This is a genomic window from Bifidobacterium subtile (genome assembly GCF_000741775.1).
GTDB lineage: Bacteria > Actinomycetota > Actinomycetes > Actinomycetales > Bifidobacteriaceae > Bifidobacterium > Bifidobacterium subtile.
On record NZ_JGZR01000004.1, the window covers coordinates 1 to 20,425 of the forward strand.

Annotated in this window: 18 protein-coding genes and 2 pseudogenes; 9 read left to right on the forward strand and 11 right to left on the reverse strand. The window is 61.2% G+C overall.

Translation table 11 applies throughout. From position 1 onward, the window contains the following. Positions 1 to 319: ATP-binding protein (locus BISU_RS03545; RefSeq protein WP_034532949.1), on the forward strand; the 319-nt coding region annotated here is incomplete at its 5' end. Positions 320 to 380: 61 nt separating this feature from the next. Further along, positions 381 to 1,088, forward strand: coding sequence for a hypothetical protein (locus BISU_RS03550; protein ID WP_024464668.1), 708 nt, complete (start codon positions 381 to 383; stop codon positions 1,086 to 1,088). Positions 1,089 to 1,419: 331 nt separating this feature from the next. Here BISU_RS03550 and BISU_RS03555 read toward each other — a convergent pair whose 3' ends face one another. From BISU_RS03555 to BISU_RS03570, 5 genes are all read right to left on the reverse strand, one after another. Continuing rightward, on the reverse strand, positions 1,420 to 5,460 hold the full coding sequence (locus BISU_RS03555; protein WP_051921998.1) for an adhesin isopeptide-forming adherence domain-containing protein: 4,041 nt from the start codon (positions 5,458 to 5,460) through the stop codon (positions 1,420 to 1,422). Further along, positions 5,409 to 5,723 (reverse strand): hypothetical protein, encoded by a 315-nt coding sequence (locus BISU_RS13100; RefSeq protein WP_051921999.1) that lies wholly within the window; start codon positions 5,721 to 5,723, stop codon positions 5,409 to 5,411. The genes BISU_RS03555 and BISU_RS13100 overlap by 52 nt, the downstream gene beginning before the upstream one ends. Positions 5,724 to 5,888: 165 nt before the next feature. Further along, positions 5,889 to 6,986 carry a hypothetical protein gene (locus BISU_RS11495; RefSeq protein ID WP_024464670.1) on the reverse strand — a complete coding sequence of 366 codons (1,098 nt, stop codon included), beginning with the start codon at positions 6,984 to 6,986 and terminating at the stop codon, positions 5,889 to 5,891. A 176-nt stretch (positions 6,987 to 7,162) separates the two neighbouring features. Beyond that, the gene (locus BISU_RS03565) at positions 7,163 to 7,657 is read right to left on the reverse strand and encodes a hypothetical protein (RefSeq protein ID WP_024464671.1); all 495 of its coding nucleotides are present in this window, start codon (positions 7,655 to 7,657) and stop codon (positions 7,163 to 7,165) included. Between the two features lie 38 nt (positions 7,658 to 7,695). Continuing rightward, positions 7,696 to 8,229: a hypothetical protein gene (locus BISU_RS03570; RefSeq protein WP_152599307.1), complete on the reverse strand. Its 534-nt coding sequence runs from the start codon at positions 8,227 to 8,229 to the stop codon at positions 7,696 to 7,698. On the opposite strand from BISU_RS03570, the gene BISU_RS03575 reads away from it, so the two are divergent. The 5 genes and pseudogenes from BISU_RS03575 to BISU_RS03595 all read left to right on the forward strand — a co-directional run bounded on the left by BISU_RS03575 (position 8,228) and on the right by BISU_RS03595 (position 11,966). Continuing rightward, the gene (locus tag BISU_RS03575; RefSeq protein ID WP_156100190.1) at positions 8,228 to 8,428 is read left to right on the forward strand and encodes a hypothetical protein; all 201 of its coding nucleotides are present in this window, start codon (positions 8,228 to 8,230) and stop codon (positions 8,426 to 8,428) included. The genes BISU_RS03570 and BISU_RS03575 overlap by 2 nt on opposite strands. Before the next feature lie 107 nt (positions 8,429 to 8,535). Further along, a complete protein-coding gene (istA, locus tag BISU_RS03580; protein WP_024464706.1) occupies positions 8,536 to 9,996 on the forward strand; it encodes an IS21 family transposase in 1,461 nt (486 codons plus the stop codon). Beyond that, positions 9,993 to 10,778 (forward strand): IS21-like element helper ATPase IstB, encoded by a 786-nt coding sequence (istB, locus tag BISU_RS03585; protein ID WP_024464705.1) that lies wholly within the window; start codon positions 9,993 to 9,995, stop codon positions 10,776 to 10,778. Before istA ends, istB begins: the two co-directional genes overlap by 4 nt. A gap of 121 nt (positions 10,779 to 10,899) precedes the next feature. Next, positions 10,900 to 11,322, forward strand: a pseudogene (locus tag BISU_RS11945) (transposase); the annotation flags it as partial. Positions 11,323 to 11,417: 95 nt separating this feature from the next. Beyond that, positions 11,418 to 11,966, forward strand: a complete 549-nt coding sequence (locus BISU_RS03595; protein WP_024464682.1) for a hypothetical protein — start codon at positions 11,418 to 11,420, stop codon at positions 11,964 to 11,966. A 148-nt stretch (positions 11,967 to 12,114) separates the two neighbouring features. Here BISU_RS03595 and BISU_RS03600 read toward each other — a convergent pair whose 3' ends face one another. The 5 genes and pseudogenes from BISU_RS03600 to BISU_RS11950 form a co-directional block, all read right to left on the reverse strand. Next, the gene (locus tag BISU_RS03600) at positions 12,115 to 12,819 is read right to left on the reverse strand and encodes a Crp/Fnr family transcriptional regulator (RefSeq protein ID WP_051126513.1); all 705 of its coding nucleotides are present in this window, start codon (positions 12,817 to 12,819) and stop codon (positions 12,115 to 12,117) included. A gap of 85 nt (positions 12,820 to 12,904) precedes the next feature. Beyond that, positions 12,905 to 13,492, reverse strand: coding sequence for a ferritin family protein (locus tag BISU_RS03605; RefSeq protein ID WP_022861930.1), 588 nt, complete (start codon positions 13,490 to 13,492; stop codon positions 12,905 to 12,907). Beyond that, complete coding sequence (locus BISU_RS03610) at positions 13,492 to 13,722, reverse strand: heavy-metal-associated domain-containing protein (RefSeq protein WP_022861931.1); 231 nt, start codon at positions 13,720 to 13,722, stop codon at positions 13,492 to 13,494. Before BISU_RS03610 ends, BISU_RS03605 begins: the two co-directional genes overlap by 1 nt. A gap of 61 nt (positions 13,723 to 13,783) precedes the next feature. Continuing rightward, positions 13,784 to 15,685, reverse strand: a complete 1,902-nt coding sequence (locus BISU_RS03615; RefSeq protein ID WP_024464680.1) for a heavy metal translocating P-type ATPase — start codon at positions 15,683 to 15,685, stop codon at positions 13,784 to 13,786. Between the two features lie 95 nt (positions 15,686 to 15,780). Further along, a pseudogene (locus BISU_RS11950) lies at positions 15,781 to 16,624 on the reverse strand (transposase); the annotation flags it as partial. 218 nt (positions 16,625 to 16,842) lie between these two features. Between BISU_RS11950 and BISU_RS03625 the strand changes: the two are divergent. Both BISU_RS03625 and BISU_RS03630 read left to right on the forward strand, forming a co-directional pair. After that, positions 16,843 to 17,274, forward strand: coding sequence for a hypothetical protein (locus BISU_RS03625; protein ID WP_024464660.1), 432 nt, complete (start codon positions 16,843 to 16,845; stop codon positions 17,272 to 17,274). Positions 17,275 to 17,305: 31 nt separating this feature from the next. Continuing rightward, complete coding sequence (locus tag BISU_RS03630; protein WP_024464661.1) at positions 17,306 to 18,631, forward strand: hypothetical protein; 1,326 nt, start codon at positions 17,306 to 17,308, stop codon at positions 18,629 to 18,631. A 23-nt stretch (positions 18,632 to 18,654) separates the two neighbouring features. Here BISU_RS03630 and BISU_RS12455 read toward each other — a convergent pair whose 3' ends face one another. Then, a complete protein-coding gene (locus BISU_RS12455) occupies positions 18,655 to 20,391 on the reverse strand; it encodes a HEPN domain-containing protein (protein ID WP_152599303.1) in 1,737 nt (578 codons plus the stop codon). Positions 20,392 to 20,425: the final 34 nt, after the last annotated feature.

Sequence of the window (20,425 nt, forward strand, 5' to 3'; positions counted from 1 at the left end):
CGACGGCGCCCTCGACGCGCTGCTCAGAGACCTCGCGCGCGCCGACCTGATCATCCTCGACGAGTTCGGCTACGTGCCCTTCGACATCGACGGCGCCAGACTCCTCTACCAGATCATCACCGGCAGCTACGAGAGAAGAAGCATCATCTTCACCACCAACATCGAGTTCAGCAAATGGGGCACGATCTTCGCCGACGACAAACTCGCCGCCGCGATCATCGACCGCATCGTCCACCACGGCCGCCTCATCGAATTCACCGGACCAAGCCGGCGCGTGAGCGAAGCCCTCATGTTCGGCAAGGAAATCCACAACCAATAACCAACAGCACGCTCCACGCCGAAACCCGAAAAAAATAAGTGACCAACCACAAAAAACCAACTTGACTAAAAACAACCCCGGGAAGGTCACGGCCCTGGCCGCCCTGCTCAGGAACGCTCCGAAGCCGGCCGCCGCCGACTGCGCCGCAGGAGGGCGAGGCGGGCTGCGCGCCGGCATCGATGCGCTGGACGCGGCCGCGAAGGCCGCCCAGGAGCGCAGCGGCCGGATCGAGGCGGCCGGCAAGGCCGTGCAGGCCAGCCGCGACGCGAGGATCCTGGCCGACGCGAAGGCCTCGCTGCGCCAGACGATCGGCCAGGGCAAGGCCCAGCTCAAGGACTCCTCCGGCAAGGTCAAGGACGAGGCCGCGCGGACGGCCCTGCAGCACGCGATCGACGCGGCGGGAAAGACCCTCGCCGGAACTGCGACGGGCCCCAGAACGTACCGGGACTCCCAGAGCGCGCTGCAGGCCGCGATGAAGAGCGTCGGCGACAGCATGGCCGCCAGGCAGAAGGACGATGCGGCCAAGGCCGCGGCCGCCCAGAACAGCGCGCCCGCCCCTGCCGCGAACGAGCAGCAGGCCCCGGCGCCCGCTCCCGCCCAGCAGGGCGGCGGAGGATACGCGCCAGGCGGATACTCCGCTCCGCGACGCCAGGCCCCGGCTCCGGCGCCAGCCCCCGCGCCGGCCCCGGCCCCCAGTCAGGGAGGCGGGACGGGCGGCTGGTCCGTGCCGCCCGTCCAGCACGGCATCCCGATGCCCGATCATCTGTGATCCGCAAGCCATCGAGCGCCTCCCTCCCAAGAAGTTAAGAAGATAAGAAGATAAGAAAACAAGAAGTTAAGAAGTTAGGAAAACAGGAAGTTGAATGTCCGGAGCCGTGTAAGGCCGGCCCCGGACGAGGGGCGTCGCCCCCTCTCCCGTGGGGATTGCGGGAGAGCGGGCGGCACCTTCATTTATTCAGGACTCGCCGCACGGGTTCGCGATGCGGCGAAGAGTTCCCCGGCCGGCGGCCCGCTTCTCAGCGGGACGCCATCCCCAAGCCGGGACATGCGCGGGAAGGGCAGGGGCCGCCCATGGCGCGAAGGCCACGGGCGGCATGCGCCTACTCGGCCGAATCCTCGGAGCCGGCCGCCATCGACGCCGCGGCGTGGGCCGCGTGGCGCCTGCGCGTCACGAGCATCACGGCGGCGCCGCCAGCCAGCGCGACGACCACGAGCACGACGCCCGCTATCGGCGCGCCGGTCTGGGCGAGCTGCTCGAGCTTCGTCGGGACCTTGCCGTTCCAATCGTCTTGGTTCGACGTCACCGGCGTGTCCGAGCACAGGGTCCTGCCATCGACGTGGACCGCGTTCCTGGGCGGGACCGGCTCGCCGGCCTTGCCGTTGCCGAACGGGTTCTGGTCGCTGGCCGGGCACTCGAACAGCGGGGTGCCGGTGACCTTGGCGCGGTCGGTGTGCACCGTGGCGACGCCCCGAAGGGTGCCGGTCACGTCCACATGGTCGCCGGGCTTCAACACCAGCGTGTCCCAGTTGGCGGGGTACTTGAGATCCGTCACGGTGCCGTCGCCGGCGATCGTATGGTCCTCGAGCTTGAGGTCCTTGGCCTGGAAGACGGCTCCGTGGCTCTCGGGATCATTGCTGGTGTTGGTGATCGTGAACACGATGGTCGTGTCGCCGGTCACGCTCAGCGCGTCCTTGGGGTCGTTGCGGTCGCCCTTGAACAGGCCGCTCTTCTCATCCCACTTGACGATGTGGATGGAGGGGGTCAGCTGCGGAGTGCGGGTCCACACGATATTGCTCGGCAGGACCTTGTCGTTGTAGTGCTCAACGAACTGGTTGGCCTGCTTCTCGGTGACGGCGATGCGCGTGCACTGGATGTACGCGCGCCATCCCGCCTCGTGCGCGTTGTCAGCGCTCACGAGCGCCTTGTAGGCGCTGGTGGCGCTGACGGTGACCACGCCGGCTGGGTCCTGCTGGGCGGTGAACAGGTCGGAGCCGAACTCGGAGGAGTCGAATCCGCTGCCGGCGATCTTGCTGCCCTTGTCCGCGACGATCTTGCCGTCCTTGTACAGGTCGGCCTGCGCGTACACGGCCCACTGGCCCGTGTACTGGTCGACCTTCGTATTCAACTGGTCGGCGATGTCCCATCGGTCCACTGCCGGGTAGGCGCGGCTGGCGGGGATCGTCGAGCTGTCGAGCTGGTAGAGGAACGTGCTGTTCAGCCACACGGACTGCCCGTTGATGGATGCCCCGCCGACCTTGATGGTCACGTCCTTGACCGGGTTGATCGGGGCCAGCGGGTTGGAGACCTGATTGGTCTGCTTGCGCATGTCGTTGACGACCTGGGTGGCCGTGTTCTTCACGACGTAGCCCTTGGACACCTTGATGACCGTGTAGGGCATGACCAGCTGGTACGACTGGCCGAGCAGGGACTGGTCGATCGCGGGGCTCTTCAGCGCGTCGTGCTTGTCGCTTTTCGCGTAGGCCGCGAGGTCCGCCGGCTGCGGGTCGCCTTTCACCGTGGCTCCGGTCGCAGGCACCTTCGTGTCCACGGTCCTCGCGAACGCGTAGACGACGCCGTCGATCACCTTGATGTTGAACCTGGACGTGTAGTCCTTGCCGTCTGCGCCCAGCACCGCGATCTTGGACTGGTCGATCGACACGTACTGCTCGTCGAAGTCGTCCACGATGCCCAGCTTCCACACGTCGTACGCCTGGTTCTGCTGCTTGGCGTCCAGGGTGACGGTGTAGGTGCCGGTGTCGCCCAGCATGAGCGTCCGCCCGTCGATGGAGATGGTCGGGTCGCCCTGCCTGGAGCCCTGCGTGTCCGTCTTCACGGGGGTGAAGGCCGGGGGCACGTTGAACACCACGTTGGACGGGGTCAGCGAATTGTTCAGGGTGAGCATCCACTGGTTGTCGACCTTGTGGTCCGTGGGAGCGCTCTTGGAGACGGTGCCCTCGAAGCGCAGCTGGATGCGCGGGTTGCCGCCCGCCTTCCAGCCTGCGAGGAGCGCCTGGTCGCTGATCGTGGCCTGCGCCAGGTGCTTCGCGTCGTCCCACTTGGTCGCGTACGCGCTCTTGGGGATGACCTTGCCCGTGTTCAGATCCATGAGTTCCAGGGTCTGCTTGTCGGGCTGCAGGTACTGGTCGTAGGTGTCCGTGAGAACCAGGTTCCTCACGCCGTAGGCGAGGGTGTCGGGGAGCTTGGGGGTGGTGAGCAGCTGGTATTCGACCCGCTGGCCGGGGAAGACGACCTTGCCGTCCACGCTGGCCTGATTGCCGCCCTGGCTGGCTTCGCCGATCACGTCCTTCTTGACCGGTGGCACGTAGCCGCAGATCGCCGGGACGTTGGTCGGCGTGGTCACGTCGTTCACGCTCTCCGAGCCGGAGTTCGTGAACCGGGTGCTGTTCGCGTCGCAGAACTCAAGCTCGTCGCCGGGCTGCTTGCCGTGGTCGGCGCGCACCTGGGCCGCGCCCTTGCCGTTGGCGAAGTTCACCGTCATCGGCACGAGCAGGGTGACCTGCAGTGGCGTCTTCAGCCCCTTGAGCTTGGCCAGGTAGGCCGGCTTCGCGGTCGCGCTGGCCTTCGAGCCATTCAGTGCGATCTTGAACTGGCTGGTGACGTCCTTGCCCTTGGTGGCGATGTCGTTGACCGACGCGCTCACGTAGTGGCCGTTGGCGTCGGACTGCCCGTTCGCCTCGTACACGCGGATCGAGGATGCCGGTTCGGGGTCCACGAGGTAGTCCGAGGCCGTCCAGTCATCCGCCAGCGCGAGCTTCGTGGGGGCCTGGATCAGGTTCGCGTCCACGGTCCCGTTGACCACGGAGGCGACCCGGTCTTCATCCAAGAACACGTTGTTGTCAGCGCCGGTCGCGTTGGTGCGCCCCGGGTCGACGACCGTCTGCCACTTGCCGTCAGCGCCCAGCTTGACCCAGGACTTGTCGGGGGCCGGCGTCCAGGTGGGGAACTCGTGCTCGTCCGTGGATGCGGCGGGATGCTCGTTCCAGGTCACCTTGGCGATGTCCTTGACCTTGTTCACGTCAGGCTTCGAGACCGTCACATCGAACGAGAACTCGTACGAGTGGTCCGAGGGCAGGAAGGACTTGTACGGCTGGTTGCGCGTCGCGCTGACCGTGTTCTTGGCCTTGTCCCATGTGATCGCGAAGTCCGCGCTCACGTCCTTGTTGCCGTCGTCCTTGTCGATCAGCTTGTAGTTGCCGACCGTGTACTTGACGCCGTTGGGGGTGATCTGGTCGCTGAATGCCATGGCGTAGCCGAACAGGCCCGTCTTGGACGTGATCACGGTGCGGTTGACCATCTGGCTGGCGCTCACGCCCTTGTCGATGCTCTTGGCCGGCGGGGCCGGGGGCACGTCCGTGACCGTGAAGTCCTCGCCCGCGGCGCACGCCGGGGTGTTCACGGCGGCGCCCATGTGGCCCTGCTTGGCGACCTGCGCGCTGAAGCAGTAATGGCCCGGCACCCAGCCGTTCGCCATGCCGAAGTCCTTCGGGGTGAAGTCGTCCGAGCCGGTCGCGCCCTGGTTGGGCATCGCCTTGTCCCGGTTCGCCTCCGCTCCCGGCACGATGCCGGCCGCGGACCCGGCGTACTTCAGATGCGTGCTCACCGTCACGTTCTCTGCGACCGAGCTGCCCGAACGGTCCAGCGTGACCGTGTCATGCACCGGATCGTTCGACCCGGCCTTCGGTGCGGTCGAGGCCTGCGTGTTCACGGTCAGGTTGTATGTGGGTGGGGCGGGCTGGTTCTTCGCCAGCACGATCACGCGCAGCGAAGCGCCCAGATTCGCGTTGATGACCTCATCGGCCAAAGTGCTCAGGGTATGGTTGCCGCGCTTGTCGGTCCACGGGCTTGCCGCGTTCCAGTTTATGCCCTGGTAGTTGTAGGTCTTTCCGGCTACCTCGTCAGCCCATTTCTGGTGCCACAGGCCGCTGTCCGCCCAGTTGCTGATACCGGTGAATGTGTGGCTGTCGTCGTTGCCGACGATGCCCACGCCGACCAGCCGGCAGTCGGCCGCGCCCTCGCCCGTGTAGCTCGCCTGGCACTGGCCGATCGCCTGGCCCAGCGACGTGTTGATCACGTCGTTGGCCGTGCCCGCCGTGCCGCCGCCCGTGATGGGATAGCCCATGTCGCCAAGGGCCTGGCGCACGCCGTCGTTCGTGGCGGGCCATGCGTCCTTGGTCGCAGCCAGTGGATCGACGCGGTGCCGCCCGTGCCGCCGCCGCCATCCGATCCCGTGCCGCCGCCCGCGTCGGCCATCGCCACCGCCGGCGCGGCCAGCGTGGCCAGCGCCGCGACGCCGGCAACCAGGGCGCGCCAGGCCTTCTTGCGCGCCAGGCCGGGATGATCGCTCCCGGTCTCGCGTGCGCTGTGTTTCAGATTGAACCCCATAAGGCTCTCCTCCGATTTCTGTCATGACAGAAGCCCGGATGGGCTTCCCGACATCAATCAGACCACCGGCGACACGCCGTAGCCGAGGACAAGCGTCACTATTTTTTTATAAAAAATCCGCCCCCCCAATTATTAGGGAGACGCGGATTCTTATTGATCGATGGACTAGTTCAGCCCGCTGCAGTCGCCGAACACCTTGCATCGGTCTGTGGGCGACAGGATGATCGCGTTCTTGTTCTGCTCGGCCACCCAGGCATCCCAATTGAAGCTGCTGCCGCCTTGCTGCCCGCCGCCGTTGTTCGCCGGCGCGGGTGCCTGGGGCTGTGCCTGCTGTCGTGGCGCGGCCGGCTGCTGATAGCCTGTGCCGCCGCCAGCGTAGGACTGGGCTGCGCCGCTGTAATTGCCGTAGGCGGGGGTTTGGGCGTACGACTGCGTCGATTGCGCCGCGCCCTGGGATTGCGCGGCCGCTTGGGCCTGGGCTGCTGCGGCGTCGGCTGCTGCCTTCGCGTCGGCGTCGCTCTTGGTCTTCATGGAGTCGTTGACCTGCCGGCTCGCGTCCGCCAGGGGCTTCAATGCAGCCGTATACGCTTCGGCCAGGCCCGGCTTCAAGCCGGTGCCGGGGGTCTTGAGCGTCTTGTCCGCGCCGCTGATCGCGGCGGAGAGCGCGTCGCGGGTCCTGTTGTCCGCGACCTTGCCGTTCGAGTCCGCCAGGAGCTTCTTCGCCGCCCCGTCGGCATTCGAGAGCATGTCCTTCGCGTCCTTCACGCGCTTCGAGGACTGCGAGGCCCTGACCTCGGCGATGGCCTGATCGATGGCCTTCGCATCGTCGCCCAGGGTCGCGCGGGCCTGGGCGTAGCCGTGCAGCACGGGGATCTCCTCCCACAGCGCCCAGGGGCGCGCCTGTCCCGGAGCCGGCAGACGCCGGCCGGCGGCCGTGTTCAGCGCGTCGATGGTCTTCACGTCGAGCACCTTGCCCTTCGCGCTTTTGGCGAGGTTCCTCGCCTCGCCCGTCTTCCCGATGTAAGCGCTCCGCTCGGCGGCATAGGACGCCTTCTCCGCATCCAGCCTGTGCGCGGCGTACGCGCAGCCGCCCGCGTATGCGGCGGCCAGAGCGAGCACGACGCCGACGGCCGCGATGACCGCGGCGCGCCTGCGCCTCACGGCCCTGGCAGGACCGCTCTGCGCCATCCCGTCGTCCGGCCCGTCGGCCACGCTCTGCAGACCGTCCGTGTCGACGACTGGCAGCGCCTCGGTCTCGGCCATGTCATTCTCCTCATGATCTTCTCCTTCGAATCTCCCCTGACCCGGCAGACGCACACTACCACAGGCGTCCGCCCATCCGGACAGGAACACATCTAATCAACTAAATGTCTTATTGTTTTCTTGTCTAATTGTTTTATTGCTTAACTATGTTTCTATATATCTATGCATCTATTCGTCTATGCGTGCAGCAGGTCGGACGCGGCGTGCAGCACGGGCACGAAGGCCGCTGCGGACAGGAGGCAGGCCGCGCCTAGGCACAGGCGCACCCAGAACGGGACCGGCCGCCAGGTGCGGCCGGTGGTCATCACGACCCTGCCTTTCTCGTCCACATCGATGGGGCGTTTGCGCCCGTACCTGGCCCACCGCCACGCCTGGCGGCAGATCGCGGGCACGACGAACACGGCCACGACGGCGGCGGCCACCTGCACGCACAGCCAGAGCGGCACGCCGGACAGCGACGGATCCCTGGCCTCGAACGCTGCGGAGAAGCGGCGCACTGAGTAGTCGAGCGTTATGACGCAGCCCATCGAGAGACAGAAGGCCTCCATCACATCCAACTCGGCCTCGGACATGCTCCGCTTGTCGATGACCACGGACTGGATGGTGAACCAGGCCTCCGAATAGAAAATCGCGGCGAACAGGGGGCAGGCCAGCCAGTCATAGAACGTCATGACTTCTCCTTATCTTGTACAGGTCCATCAAAATGGCGTCACCGGCCTGGAACCAGAGCGGATCCGGCATGGCTGTCGACGGTGCCTTCGCAGGCATGGCCCGGCTGCCCGGGCATGTGATCGAGCCGCCCGTCAATCAGGCACGCCATGGGCATGCCTTCCAGCGCGGATCGCGGCGTGACGATGACCGCGTCGCTGTACGGGTCGTACTCGGCCCGGAAGTGGTCGTCCGCGCTCACGCCCAGCGGGATCATGGACTCCGGGTAGTCCCGTCGCGTGCAGTGGACGCTGTATGAGCGGTGCAGGCGGCGGACGCCGCGCCATGCCTGCCCCAGGGCGTCGAGGAAAAGCACGACGATCAGCGTCCATCCCACCGACAGCGCGGCGATGCGCGCGTCCCCGCCATGGTGGTCTCCCGCGACCGTCGCCGTGGTTGCCGCCATGCCAGGCAGAAGTTCGAGCTCTGCAACGGCTATGAGGACCCACCCGGCAGGCCGTGCGGCATCCGCCGCGTGCATCCAGAGCCAGCTGTTCCTTGTATTCGTCGTCTTCGTCTCCGTTTTTCCTTTCATGTCGTCGTCAGTACAGGGCTGGCTGGATCGCGTGCGGGACGTCGGGGCCGTCGGCCAGGATCAGCCCGAACGCGTCCGATTCCAGCCGTTCGACGTCCCCGATATCGCGCGCATGCTCGGCGAGGATCCGCTCGAACTGTTTATCATCGTTTTGTTTTGTGCGTGGTCATCACCGGAATTGGGCAGAGTGATTGCTTGATTTGATCGGTTTTGGCGGTGGTGTCTTGATGTGAAAGGCATCGGCCTGTTGTCCTGATAGATTCCCGAGTGCTATCAACCATTTTCACGGTTCTCGGGAGGGAAGGAATGACGGTACCGATGCCCATTAGGCAGGATATCAGGAGGTACGAGATGGAGGGCTTGTCGCGTTCGGCGATCGCCGAACGGCTCGGGATCTCGCGTAACACGGTCGCGAAGTACGCGGATATGGAGGATTTCTCGCCCCGGCCCGAAGCGCGGCCGGAGCAGTCTAGGAGCCGGGTGGAACCGTTCTCCCGGGTTGTGGACTCGTGGCTGCGCGCGGACCGGTCGATGCCACGCAAGCAGCGTCATACCGCGCGGCGCGTGTATGACCGTTTGGTCACGGAGCAGGGGTTCGCTGGCTCGTATTCGTCGGTGCAGCGCTGGATGAAGCGATGGCGGGAGGAGAACCGCGCCGAATCGGACGGGTTCGTGGAACTGGATTGGGCGCCGGGGACCGCGCAGGTGGATTTCGGATTAGCTAGGGCGTTGGTCGCGGGCGTGGAGCGTGACGTGCACGTGCTGGTGGTCTCGTTCCCGTATTCGAACATGCGCTTTTGCGTGGCGTTGCCCGGAGAGAACGCCGAATGCGTGTGCACGGGCCTGATCCGTGTGTTCTCTGCGGTCGGTCGGGTGCCCGGGGTGTTGGTGTTCGATAACGCGACCGGTGTCGGCCGCCGGTTCGGTCGGCAGATTACCATGACCCGCGTGTTTAATGCATTCCAGGCGCACTACCGGATTGGTGAGGTCAGGTTCTGCAACCCGTATTCGGGTAACGAGAAAGGCAGCGTTGAGAACGCGGTCGGTTTCCTGCGGCGCAACCTGATGGTGCCGATACCCAAGGCGGAGAGTCTTGAAACGTTGACACGCATGTTGCTTGCCCGGTGCGGTGAATTAGCGCACCAGTCGCATTATCGCAAGGAGGGCACGATCGAGGGCCTGTTCGAACAGGACAAGGCGCGGATGCTCGCCCTGCCGGGCGTATCGTTCGACCCGGTGCGCTGGGAGACGCGTCATGCCGATAACCTCGGTATTGTCACGGTGGACGGTGCCCGCTACCTGGCCGGGGCGAAATACCACAACCTGCCCGTGCATGTGGGGTTGCGTGCCTTCGACGTGGAGATCCGCGCCACCGACGGCACGCGCATCGTTCAACTTGACCGGGCCTACGGCAGGAACGCCGTGACGGCCGCTGATCCCGCGTCAATCCTGCCCGTGCTGGCCAGAAAACCCCGCAGCTGGGGCGAAAGCCCGCTGCGCGGCGACTTTCCCGAGACAGTGCGCGAGGCGTTGGACGTGATGAACGATCTGGATCGAGGACGACTTCTCAAGGAGCTCACCACATCAAGCCAGGCCCACGGGTTCGCCGCCACCGTCCAGGCATGCCGTGTGATTCTCGAATCCGGACGCGAACTCGCCTTCACCGCCATCGACCAGACTGCCAGGCGTGTCGGCCAGAGCGACGACGAACCCCACGGCCCCGATCTGACCCGCTACGACCGGTTCATGAAGGAGACGAACGCATGACCGACACGACGACGCAGGAATCCACAAGCCGCCCGCGAGGCGGGCGAACGGTGAGCAAATCAACCATCGAGGAGGTTATGGAACTCTCCCGTAACCTGCCGTTGACCAGAAACGTACTCAAAGCCACCGTCCAGGACGCCACGCCGGGCCAGCTCGGCCTACTGGCCGACCTGTTCCGGGCCGAGAACCTCAGCCGTGAGCAATCCAAACGCCTGCGCCTGCTCAAACAAGCGAACTTCCCCCAAGCCAAAGAACTCGACGGCTACGATTGGAGCACGACCGGATTCCCCGACGACTGGGGCAGAGGCAACCTGCTCACACTTGACTTCATCGAACACGCCCAGGACCTCGTGCTCTACGGCGACGTCGGCTGCGGCAAAACCCACCTAGCCATCGCCTTGGGCAGACAGGCATGTAGGAACAACATCCCCACGATGTTCTCCACCGCCGCGGCACTGATCATGACGCTGCGCAAAGCCAAACAAGACAACCGACTCGACCGCGAACTCGACCGGATCGGCAAGAACAGGCTCCTGATCATCGACGAGCTGGGCTACCTGCCCATCGACATCGACGGAGCCAGACTCCTGTTCCAGATCATCGCCGACAGCTACGAAAGGAGGAGCATCGTCTTCACCAGCAACCTCGAATTCAGCCGGTGGGGCGACGTGTTCGGCGACGGCGACATGGCCGCAGCGGTCATCGACCGCATCGTCCACCACGGCAGGATCATCCGCTTCCACGGCGAATCCTACCGCAGCACACACTCACTCATGAAATAACCAAAAACAACCAAGGACGACAGCAACCGCCAACCCTGCACAAAACAGGCGCTACCACTGCTCAAATCTGGTGATTTTCCCGCACAACTTGACATGGTGATACACACCCCCGCTCGGGCGCACGAAATACCCGTGGCCGCGCAACGAGGAGGGCCTGACCGGGCTCCGGCTGGAGACCAGGCATAACCTGCGGAAACAACGGGTCAGGACCGCACGCGCCCGCCGGATGCGCGGGACCCTCCAGGACATCCACGCCACCGGCACGAGCCGGATGCGGGCCGAAGCCGGGTTCCGGACATGGTGCTCGTGGATGATGCACTCCCGTCCGGAACCCATGAAAACCCTCGCCCGCCGGATCCGCCGTCACTGGCGGGACATCCTCGCGTATTTCGACCACCGGTGCACCAACGCGATCCCCGAGGGATTGAACGGCATCATCCGACACATCAAAACCCGAGCCCGCGGCTTGCGCAACATGGACTGCTTCTCCACGATGATCCACCTGACCTGCGGCAAGCCCGACCTAGCCACCGTCACCATATAACCAGCCCACCCACACCAAACAGCGAAAGGCCGAAAAATGTGCAGGCACACGTATGGTCTCGGCCGTTGAGATCGGTTCTCGTCGATGGAAGGTTTATGTGCGTTCACCCGCTGGTTGCGTGGGAGCAGATGGCGGAGTGGATATCACTCGAGGAGCTGGTGGTGCTCGGTGATTCGCTGATGCGTCGTCAGCGCAGTTTCGTTCCAGGGGGTGTGCGGAGATTTGAGGAAATTCTCGAAACTGACCTGAATTTTCGCGGTCGAAAGGCGTGCATGAAGGCCGTGTCGATGCCCCGTTCCGGAACGGATTCCTCGCAGGAGACCAGGCTCCGTCTGCTGATGGAACGTCACGGATTGACGGGTGCGGTCGTCAATATGAAGACGTGTGATCCGGTGAGTGGCAAGGTCTCTTATTTTGACATCGCCTATCCGCAGTACGGCTTTGCGCTCGAATATCACGGTCGGCAACACGGCCTTCATGAGACGTGGACGCACGATATCGATAAAGTGAGGTTTCTTTTTCGTCAGAATATGTATGTGTTCGGGGTGAAGGCAGAAGATATGAAAAAAGAACGCAAGATGAATGAGCTTCTCGCCACAATCTTCACTCAGATCTCGGCGCCCCGGCTCGTCGGGGATGAGTGAACTCAGACTCTACCTGCACATCTGACACTTTTTTCAGATGTGCAGGTAGTCAGAAATGTCGGCTTAGGTCTTGTGTCACAACGGGTTAAACGTTTCCTTCGTGTACCTGCACATCTGAACTTTTCGTCAGATGTGCAGGTAGAGGGCGTCAGATATCTTCCAGCTCATCCTGGTTGAGAATCTGAATCTCGCGCCGCCGCCGTGCGATGAGCCCATCGTCCTCCAGCACCTTCAGCTTGCGCGACAGTGTCTCGGGTGTGGTGCCGAGAAGGTGCGCCAGCTCTTTCATGCGGATCGGAAGGCTGAAACGCAACGAGCCTGACGCCTTGGCGATATCGAGGAGATAGGCGGCCAGGCGCTCCTCCACACGGTCCATGCCGAGGAACCCGTTGAGCTGCTCCAACGAGACGAGCTTCGCGGCGTTGAGCTCCAGCAACCGAACACTGAGGAGGGGCTGCTCAAGAAGTACTTTGTGGAAGGCGGAGTGGGAGAGAAGGCACACTTCAGTGGTTTCAAGGGCCTGTCCGTAGAGAGAGTCGTTGGGTTGACCGAGCAGCCACGCCTCGCCTTCGTACCCGCCGGGCTCCTGCACGCGGAGCAGTTGTTCGCGCCCGCTGCGGCTCATGCGGTAGACCTTCATGGAGCCTCTGGCAACGATGAGAAGCTTCAGCTCGTCGCCGGGCATGAACACCTGATCGCCCTTTTCGAAGATGCGGTGGTGCAGTTGGCTGTCGATGAAGTCCTGGTCGTTTTGCGGCAGTTCGGAGAAGAGCGGCACAAGTCCGGCGCAGCGGTGGTCGTGTGTGGGGCTTACGTGATGTGCATGACTCGGATCTTTAACCGTCTTATCCATGTTCTCCACGATACCCATCCTTTCACCACTCTGCCGCGCCGGCCAGTTCACCCTCGGCTCATTCATTTACCTGTTTGCTGACGGCTCACTCGTCGTCATCGTCGTCGTCATCATCATCGACTTCCTTATACAGACCGTCGGTCGGATCGTTGCCGAGGAAGAGCTGCGCCTCGAGAATCTGCTGCTTGGCCCAGAAGCGGAAGTCGCTTAGAACCGAGCTAAGCGCGGTCTTACCCTCGTTATCCGCCAGGGCAATGGCCTTGCCGACGAAGATGAGCTGCCAGTCGAAGTCGTGAATGAGGTCGGTCAGCTGATCCTCGCCCGCTGCGTATTTGCGTACCGGGTCCTCGGTGAGCTTGCCGTATTCATTGAGCTGTTCAGTCGTGGTCGGCACCATCTCGTTGTCGCTGACCAGCACCGAGTCGAGGCGTTCAATCGTTTCCGTCTCAACGGCGATCCACTGTGCGGCGTGCTGCTCGAGGAAGAGGCGTGTGGTGCCCTTCGCGAACAACTTCGCTTGACGAATCTTGAGGATGTCGAGGAAGAGATTCGAGATGATGTGGCCGGTCATCGCGCCAGCGGTGGGGGTGTGGTGGTCCTTGTCGGATTGCGCGGCTTCCTGCTCGTAGCGTTCCTGTGGGGTGAGGGGCTGTGCGCTCGTGGTGTTTGTCATTATTTCTGCTCCTTTACTGTTACTTTTTCTACTGAATAACCCAGCTCGCTGACGACGTTGGCGAGAGTCTGTGCGTCGGTCGCGTTCTCGTCGAAGGCTGCCTTGACCTTGCCTGCGTTGAAGAGCACGTTGACCTCTCCGACGCCGTTTTGCTTTGTTAATGCCGTTTGGATGGTGGTGAGGCAGGACGGGCATGTCATCCCGTTGACCTTCAGAATTGCTTTCTGCATGATGTCCTCGTTTCCGTACGTTTCCGTACTTGTTTCCTTGTGATCTTTACTTTAAGTGCGGCTAGTTCCTTCGCACTTGACCTCCGTCAAGTTTTTTGCGAAGCAGACGAAGCGCGTTGACAACCACGATGAGAATGCTCGCCTCGTGGACCAACATGCCCGATGCCATATAGATGAATCCGGCGAAGAGACCGATGAAGAGGAAGAGCACGGTCGCCAGGGCGATGCCGATGTTCTCGCGTGTGTTCGCAACCGTCGAGCGTGCGATGGAGTAGGCGGTGGGCAGCTTGGAGATGTCGGAGTTGAGAAGCACCACATCCGAGATTTCGACGGCCGTCGCGGTGCCGTTGCCCATGGCGATGCCGAGATCCGCGGCCACCAGAGCCGGGCTGTCGTTGATTCCGTCACCGACGAAGGCCACCTTACGTCCTTGGGTTTGCAGTTGCTTGATGAAGTCCGCCTTGTCTTGTGGGAGGAGGCCTCCGTGCGCTTCGTCCAAGCCAAGCTCTCCGGCGATGGCGTCGACGGTTGCTTGTCCATCTCCCGAAAGCATGACGAGATGCTTGATGCCACGTTCTCTCAGTTGGGAGAGTGCGGTAATGGTAGTTGGGCGCAGTGCGTCACCGATTCCTGCGATGATGCGCAGTTGGCCATCCACTGCCACGTACACCAGCGAAAGCCCTTGGTGCTTCCACTCGTTAGTGTCGTTGTCGCCGGTGGTGAGGGCGATGTTCTCGGCGGCCAGTAGCGCTTCGTTTCCGATGGCGACGTGGTGCCCTTCGACGCTTGCGACGATTCCCTTGCCGGCGATGACATGGGTTTCCGAGACTGCCGGGAGGTTCGCGATGTCGATGGAGTGTGTGGTGCGTGCATATTCGACGATGGCGGCGGCCAATGGGTGAGAGGATTCGCGTTCGGCGCTGGCGGCGAGATGCCAGGCGAGGGCGTCCTCCGAAAGCGTCCGTGCGTGCACCACCGCGGGGTGACCGGTGGTGAGGGTGCCGGTCTTATCGAAGACGACGGTATCCACCTCACTGAGCGACTGCAGCATTTGCGCGCCCTTTGCCAGCACGCCGTGCCGTGCGCCGAGACCGATACCTGCGACGTTGGAAACCGGAACTCCGATCACCAATGCACCAGGGCAACCCAGCACGAGGATGGTAATGGCGAGGCGGACGTCTTGGGTGACGATGCCAACGATGAGCGCGATGAGCAGTACGACGGGCGTGTAGTACTTGGAGAAGCGATCGATGAAACGCTGGGCGCCGGTCTTGGAATCCTCGGCCTCTTCTACGAGTTCGAGAATCTTTCCGAAGACGGTGTCCTCGCCCACCTTGGTGGCCTGCACCACAATGGTTCCGTCGGTGAGATTGGTGCCGGCGAATACCTCGTCGCTGCCCTCCGCGCTTTTATGGCGGGGGAGCGGCTCGCCGGTGACGCTTGCCTCGTCAAGATGACCATCGCCGAAAACAATGCGGCCATCTACCGGTACTTGACTTCCCGTTTTCACCAGGAGGTAGTCGTCCTCGTCGATTTCGTCCACATCCACCTCTTCGGCGTTGCGATCGGTGGGGGACTCCACGCGCCAGGCCGTCTGCGGCGCGAGTTCCGTAAGCTCCTTGATGGCCGAGCGTGTCTTGGCGAGAGTCGCATCTTCAATGACTTCACCCAGCAGGAAGAGCCATGTGACGATTCCCGCCTCGCTGAACTCGCCGATGATGAGTGCGCCGATGACCGCCACACTCACCAACAGCTCAATGGAGACGACTTTGAACTTCAACGAGTTGATGGCCTTGATAATCAGCGGTACAAGTCCTATCACGCCAACCGCTCCATACAGCCAGTTGGAGATGAATCCGAGGCCGAACGCGTATTGAAGCAGGAGTGCGGCGGCGACGAAAACCGTCATGCCGATGACTATGGTGCGTTTATTGTTTGCGAAAAACTTCTGTAGGGTTAACATCTTTTCTCCTTTGTTCTGCCTTTAAACCTAGGAGGGCAGAGAGCAGGAGAAGTTGACCGCAGTCAAGAATCGGAAAATTACCGAGAAATATTTGGGAACCGCCTGTGGGCGAGCGTCGGATTACTGATGGTGACGTATCTTTTCCCAGCCGTGGCCTGCGTCTTGCGGACCTTGTCGACGGCCCCGTTGGCGTGCCTGACCACATGGACCTTGTCGATCACCTTGGCGGCGTTGGGCAGGTGTTCGCGGATGCCCTTGGCGAACCCCGGGCTCATGTCGCAGGCGACCGGTGCCACCCGGTCCGGGTCACCGTGGTGGTCCATGAAATCCAACGCGAACCGTTTGACGGTGATCCGCGTCCTCGCCGGGCACCACGCGGATCACGTCGCGCCCCGCCGGATCGGCGAGCACGGTGATGTACCGGTGGCCTTTGCGGCTGGTCTCGTCGATGCCGACCGCCCCCACGCCCGTGCAATCCTCGTACAGGCGGGCCCGGTCCACATCATGTCCGATGAACCGCCACGATCCCGTGTCATGTTCGCCGGCCTGCCCGGCCATGTCCGCGACCGGCTGGCTTTTCGCCGGCTCCACGACCATCGCCTCGAACAACAGCGTGGACCCGCTGCCTGGACGGGCCCACGGCACCGGCACCGCACGCACGCCGTGCTCGGGGCATGATACGCGCGGCACGCCCGCGTGGATGAACGCCTTGCACCGGAAGAAGCTCAAGTGCCGCCACACCCGGTCCCTGACATCATGCATCGGGCACGCCTCCCGCCCGCACTGCGCATGCGGGCAAGAAAAACGCGAGCCGGGCTCGAATCCGATCGTGATGTGCAATTCGCGTCTGCCGCCCTCCCCGTCACGCAACTCCACACCCGAAACCCTCCAGGGATCAGGCAACTGCAAGGCGGCGGCGAACAACAACGTGGTATCCATACCCCCAAACTACCCGACCAGCCACCTCCACCCGACCAGCCCACCCACACCAAACAGCGAAAAGCCAAAATACCTGACAAAAACGAGGTGGTGCCGTTTTCTTGGACAGTTTCCGGGATTGGAGGAACGGCATTGAGGTATTCGAGAGCAACCGACTCAGGAATGGGGGATGCCGCCCCTATAATGGGAATCAGGATGCCGATCAGGGGAGATTTTCTATGGCCAGTACAAAGAAGTCCAATAAGCAAGCAAAGGCGGGCGGAAAGTTATCCATATTCATCGATGTCGTTACGATGCTGTCACAGTTCATAACGCCTGAAATGCTTGGTCACACAGCGGAATGGCTGAAAGAGCAAAAGTTCTCGGATAAATTCGTCGATCTGGTCAGAAAGATCCACTTTCCCGAAGACAAGGACCCGTTGGATGTGGTCGGTTATCAATGCGATGCCGTCGAGGAGCTCATCGAAACAAAGTCAGCTGATCTGTCCGACAACGCGCCTATCGGTCAGTGGCGCGGCGAGCTAGGCAGGATACGCCGAGGCGTTGAACTGCTCGGCAAAGCTCCTGTGAAAGACCGCAAAAAGGTCAAGGCGCTCGAGATGCGCGCCAAAAGGCTGTTCGACAGCGCCTTCACTGCCGCAGTGAACTGACCGTCAATAGAAGAGATACAGGGAGAGCCAGATGAATTCGAGCGATGTGGCCACCACGCCAGGCGGCGTACATGACATCCAGATTATCGAAGACGAGCAAGGCATGGTGGTCGTGGGCGATGATCATGCGGTCGATTCCTGGCTCAAAGACGCAGGCCTTGACGCAAGGGCACGGAAGATCAGAAAACAAGCGCTTCAGACCGCTGGCGAAGCATTCCAGACAATTGGTGGTCTCTCCTCGCAGAGCGGGCGTTGGGTGAAGCTCACGAAGGAATCAGCCCAGCAGGTTGCCAAATACGGCTCGACGGGTACCGGGGTGCTGCGCGATGGTGGGAAGATCAGACACATACTCAGCTTCGAAGACTTATCCAAGGCTTCATCGTTCGCGAATCCACAAATGTTGACTGGTCTCGCCGGTGTCATGACCCAGATGGCCATCGAACAGGCTGTTGACGAGATCACCGATTATCTGGAGACCATCGACAAGAAGATCGACGATCTGCTGCAAGATCAGAAGGATCAGGCTATAGCCAATCTGGTAGGCGTGGCTCATATGATCGACGAGACGATGATGATTCGCGAGAAGGTCGGTGTGGTGACCGCAACGACATGGTCGAAAGTCTCCAGATGCCCGCAGGATCTGGCCCGTGCACAAGGCTATGCCCTGCTCAAAATCGAAGGGCTTGCAAAGAAACTTGCAGCGGCAAAGGACGCACGGGAGGCAGAGGGACTGGCAGCGCAGTTGGAACAGGATCTCACCGATTGGATCTCCATCCTCGGCAATGCCGTGCAGCTCCAAGACAAAATCTATGTTGTGGAACTGGACCGGGTTATGGCCGAGAGCCCGGAAACGCTCGAACAGCATCGGCAGGGAGTGATCGAGGCGCGTCGCATGCGTTTGCACGACATCGAAGCCAGGCTCTTCCAGCTCAACGACAGCATCCAACAGTCGGCTTTGAAAGTTCGTGACCAGAAGGTAATGCATCCGTTCGCCGTGACGCATACGCTCCAGACGCTCGATGAGGTCAATAAGCGTATGTCTAGTTTCGCCGTATCGATTGGCATCCGTGCAGAACGCATCGAGATCGAGATGGCGCCACGATGGTCCGATGCGGCAGGCAAGCTCATATCTGAAAGCGCTAATCAACTCGGGGAAGGAGCCAAGCAACTCGGGCAAAGCGCTGGACGGTTGAGTCAGGACGCGGCGAAAATCAGCGGAGAGACTGCTCACCGAATTGGCAAAGGGGCGACCGAGTTGGGTAATAGCGCCATGCATGGTACCGGAATCGTGGCTGGAGCCGTTGGCGACGGAGTGAAAAAGCTGGGCGGTCTGTTTGCTGGGAAATCTGATAAATAGTCTGGATAATTTAGTTTATAGCTTTAACAGCTAGAAACATTCCATCTCCATGTTCTCTTTTCATAGGAACTTAGGGTAGTTCGAACTTCCTCGGCCTTGCCTTCTAGTATTTGTGAATTGCGTTTCTCGCTGTCCGCGCAGGCCAATAAATCGACATGTGAAGTTAACACTGTACGATACGCTGCAACGGCCACGGAGATTGCACTTTCGTAAGCTGGTGTTTGATAGCTTTTTTCATACCGTGCCTTTGTATGCTGAGCCTTCGCTGACCCATGAATGACTCTGCTCCTGACGTCATAGATTTTGCTGAGTTGCTTCTGCTTTTCTTTATATACACTAGGTTCTTGATCTAATAAACAGGCGAGTGCAGCAGTTACCCGGAATGTTGTTTGTTGCTTCACGCCGAACAGGTTCTCCCACGCCACGACTGCGTCGAGTAGTTTGTCATCCGGATCTTCTCGTTCGTTGACGGCCGACAGCAGATGTCGGATACCAATCGACAGCTTCTTTAATCCCTGTTCATGTCCTAGGAATCGCTCCAGCCAGATTCGCCAGTTTTCAACGTTTTGAACTGTCAATACTAAAGAACCCTGGTTGTTGCTGTAAGGGCTTTTTGGTTCGTAGGCAACGCCGCTTCCGTTGGATAACGGATCGATGACCGTTTGCCATACCCATCTCCCTGCAGGAGCAATCGTCGGTTGTGACAGCAACAGCGCAAGTTGAACAAGTCGAACTTTCCGATTGATTTCGTGGCGCAGCTCGTTGCTAAGGCGGAACAGGTCCGATGAATGTTCTTCGGCGTGTTCTGGGAAAGCAACTTTCAGCGTTATCGGTATTTTGACCACGACATCGCCGTGGTAGTGGAATTGAACTTCCTTTGACATGGACGCGGTGCTGGTTGAATAGTAGCGATCATCAAACACCGAGGAAAAGCGTGCGTCAGCAGGTTGCCAGGGGAGTATTTCGAATCCTCGCAAAGATGCTGATTGAGATTCAGCTGGCAATATGACCCCTGAGAGGCCGACTAAAACAAATGAGCGGTACTCACCTGTCGATAGCCCATTTCGAACTTCCTCAAACACTGTCCGGACTTCTTCAAACAGAGTCGCGAAGTCTGGCGGCGTTTCTTCATCACCACTATGGAGAGATGCAATCCATGCGGTATTAATCACTTGCATCGCTAATGTATTTAATTGCGTGCTTCCAGACATTCCTGTGCTGTGCACTGCGTATCGGATTAAGTTTCCCTCATCGCCACTGAAATCTGAAAATGCGTTGTCATGATCGTGTAGCCAGTCGCAGAGGTCATTATTGGCCAAGTTGGAGTACATGTCATACGACCAATAATTCGCTGAGATATTTTCTTCATCATGCCGCATGCTGTAATCGGCCAGTAGTGCAGGATATGCGGACTCGGTGAGTGTCCATAGGCATCGTTCAGCAGGTGAAACATTCTCGGGTATTCGAGGCGTCTGGCCGTGGCACAGGCCACGCAATGCGTTGCCAACGGAGATCCGCCTGTCGATCAGCTGGCTCAGCTCTGATTGAAGTATGTTCGGGAGCTCTTGCGGTGTGACGCGCTCTCGAGTCTTCAGAATTGACCACAGGTGTAGTATCACCTGGTCTTGCTCGGTTGAGATATTCTTCGCGAAGTCGCTTGGAGTTTCCAGTTCACTGACGCTGCAATTGAGCAGATAGGACAAAGCCCAAGGACCGTAGTTCTCGAGCAGCTCCCGAAAGTTGTCCTCTCCTATTGTCATAGAATCAGCATAATCTCACTAACGTGAGTGGTCG

Excerpts from the sequence above, each read along its gene's own strand:
- BISU_RS03555 (WP_051921998.1), bottom strand. The coding sequence starts at position 5,460 with ATGGGCTATCCCATCACGGGCGGCGGCACGGCGGGCACGGCCAACGAC.
- BISU_RS13100 (WP_051921999.1), bottom strand. The coding sequence starts at position 5,723 with ATGGGGTTCAATCTGAAACACAGCGCACGCGAGACCGGGAGCGATCAT.
- BISU_RS11495 (WP_024464670.1), bottom strand. The coding sequence starts at position 6,986 with ATGGCCGAGACCGAGGCGCTGCCAGTCGTCGACACGGACGGTCTGCAG.
- BISU_RS03565 (WP_024464671.1), bottom strand. The coding sequence starts at position 7,657 with ATGACGTTCTATGACTGGCTGGCCTGCCCCCTGTTCGCCGCGATTTTC.
- BISU_RS03575 (WP_156100190.1), top strand. The coding sequence starts at position 8,228 with ATGTCGTCGTCAGTACAGGGCTGGCTGGATCGCGTGCGGGACGTCGGG.
- BISU_RS03570 (WP_152599307.1), bottom strand. The coding sequence starts at position 8,229 with ATGAAAGGAAAAACGGAGACGAAGACGACGAATACAAGGAACAGCTGG.
- istA (WP_024464706.1), top strand. The coding sequence starts at position 8,536 with ATGACGGTACCGATGCCCATTAGGCAGGATATCAGGAGGTACGAGATG.
- istB (WP_024464705.1), top strand. The coding sequence starts at position 9,993 with ATGACCGACACGACGACGCAGGAATCCACAAGCCGCCCGCGAGGCGGG.
- BISU_RS03595 (WP_024464682.1), top strand. The coding sequence starts at position 11,418 with ATGTGCGTTCACCCGCTGGTTGCGTGGGAGCAGATGGCGGAGTGGATA.
- BISU_RS03600 (WP_051126513.1), bottom strand. The coding sequence starts at position 12,819 with ATGGATAAGACGGTTAAAGATCCGAGTCATGCACATCACGTAAGCCCC.
- BISU_RS03605 (WP_022861930.1), bottom strand. The coding sequence starts at position 13,492 with ATGACAAACACCACGAGCGCACAGCCCCTCACCCCACAGGAACGCTAC.
- BISU_RS03610 (WP_022861931.1), bottom strand. The coding sequence starts at position 13,722 with ATGCAGAAAGCAATTCTGAAGGTCAACGGGATGACATGCCCGTCCTGC.
- BISU_RS03615 (WP_024464680.1), bottom strand. The coding sequence starts at position 15,685 with ATGTTAACCCTACAGAAGTTTTTCGCAAACAATAAACGCACCATAGTC.
- BISU_RS03625 (WP_024464660.1), top strand. The coding sequence starts at position 16,843 with ATGGCCAGTACAAAGAAGTCCAATAAGCAAGCAAAGGCGGGCGGAAAG.
- BISU_RS03630 (WP_024464661.1), top strand. The coding sequence starts at position 17,306 with ATGAATTCGAGCGATGTGGCCACCACGCCAGGCGGCGTACATGACATC.
- BISU_RS12455 (WP_152599303.1), bottom strand. The coding sequence starts at position 20,391 with ATGACAATAGGAGAGGACAACTTTCGGGAGCTGCTCGAGAACTACGGT.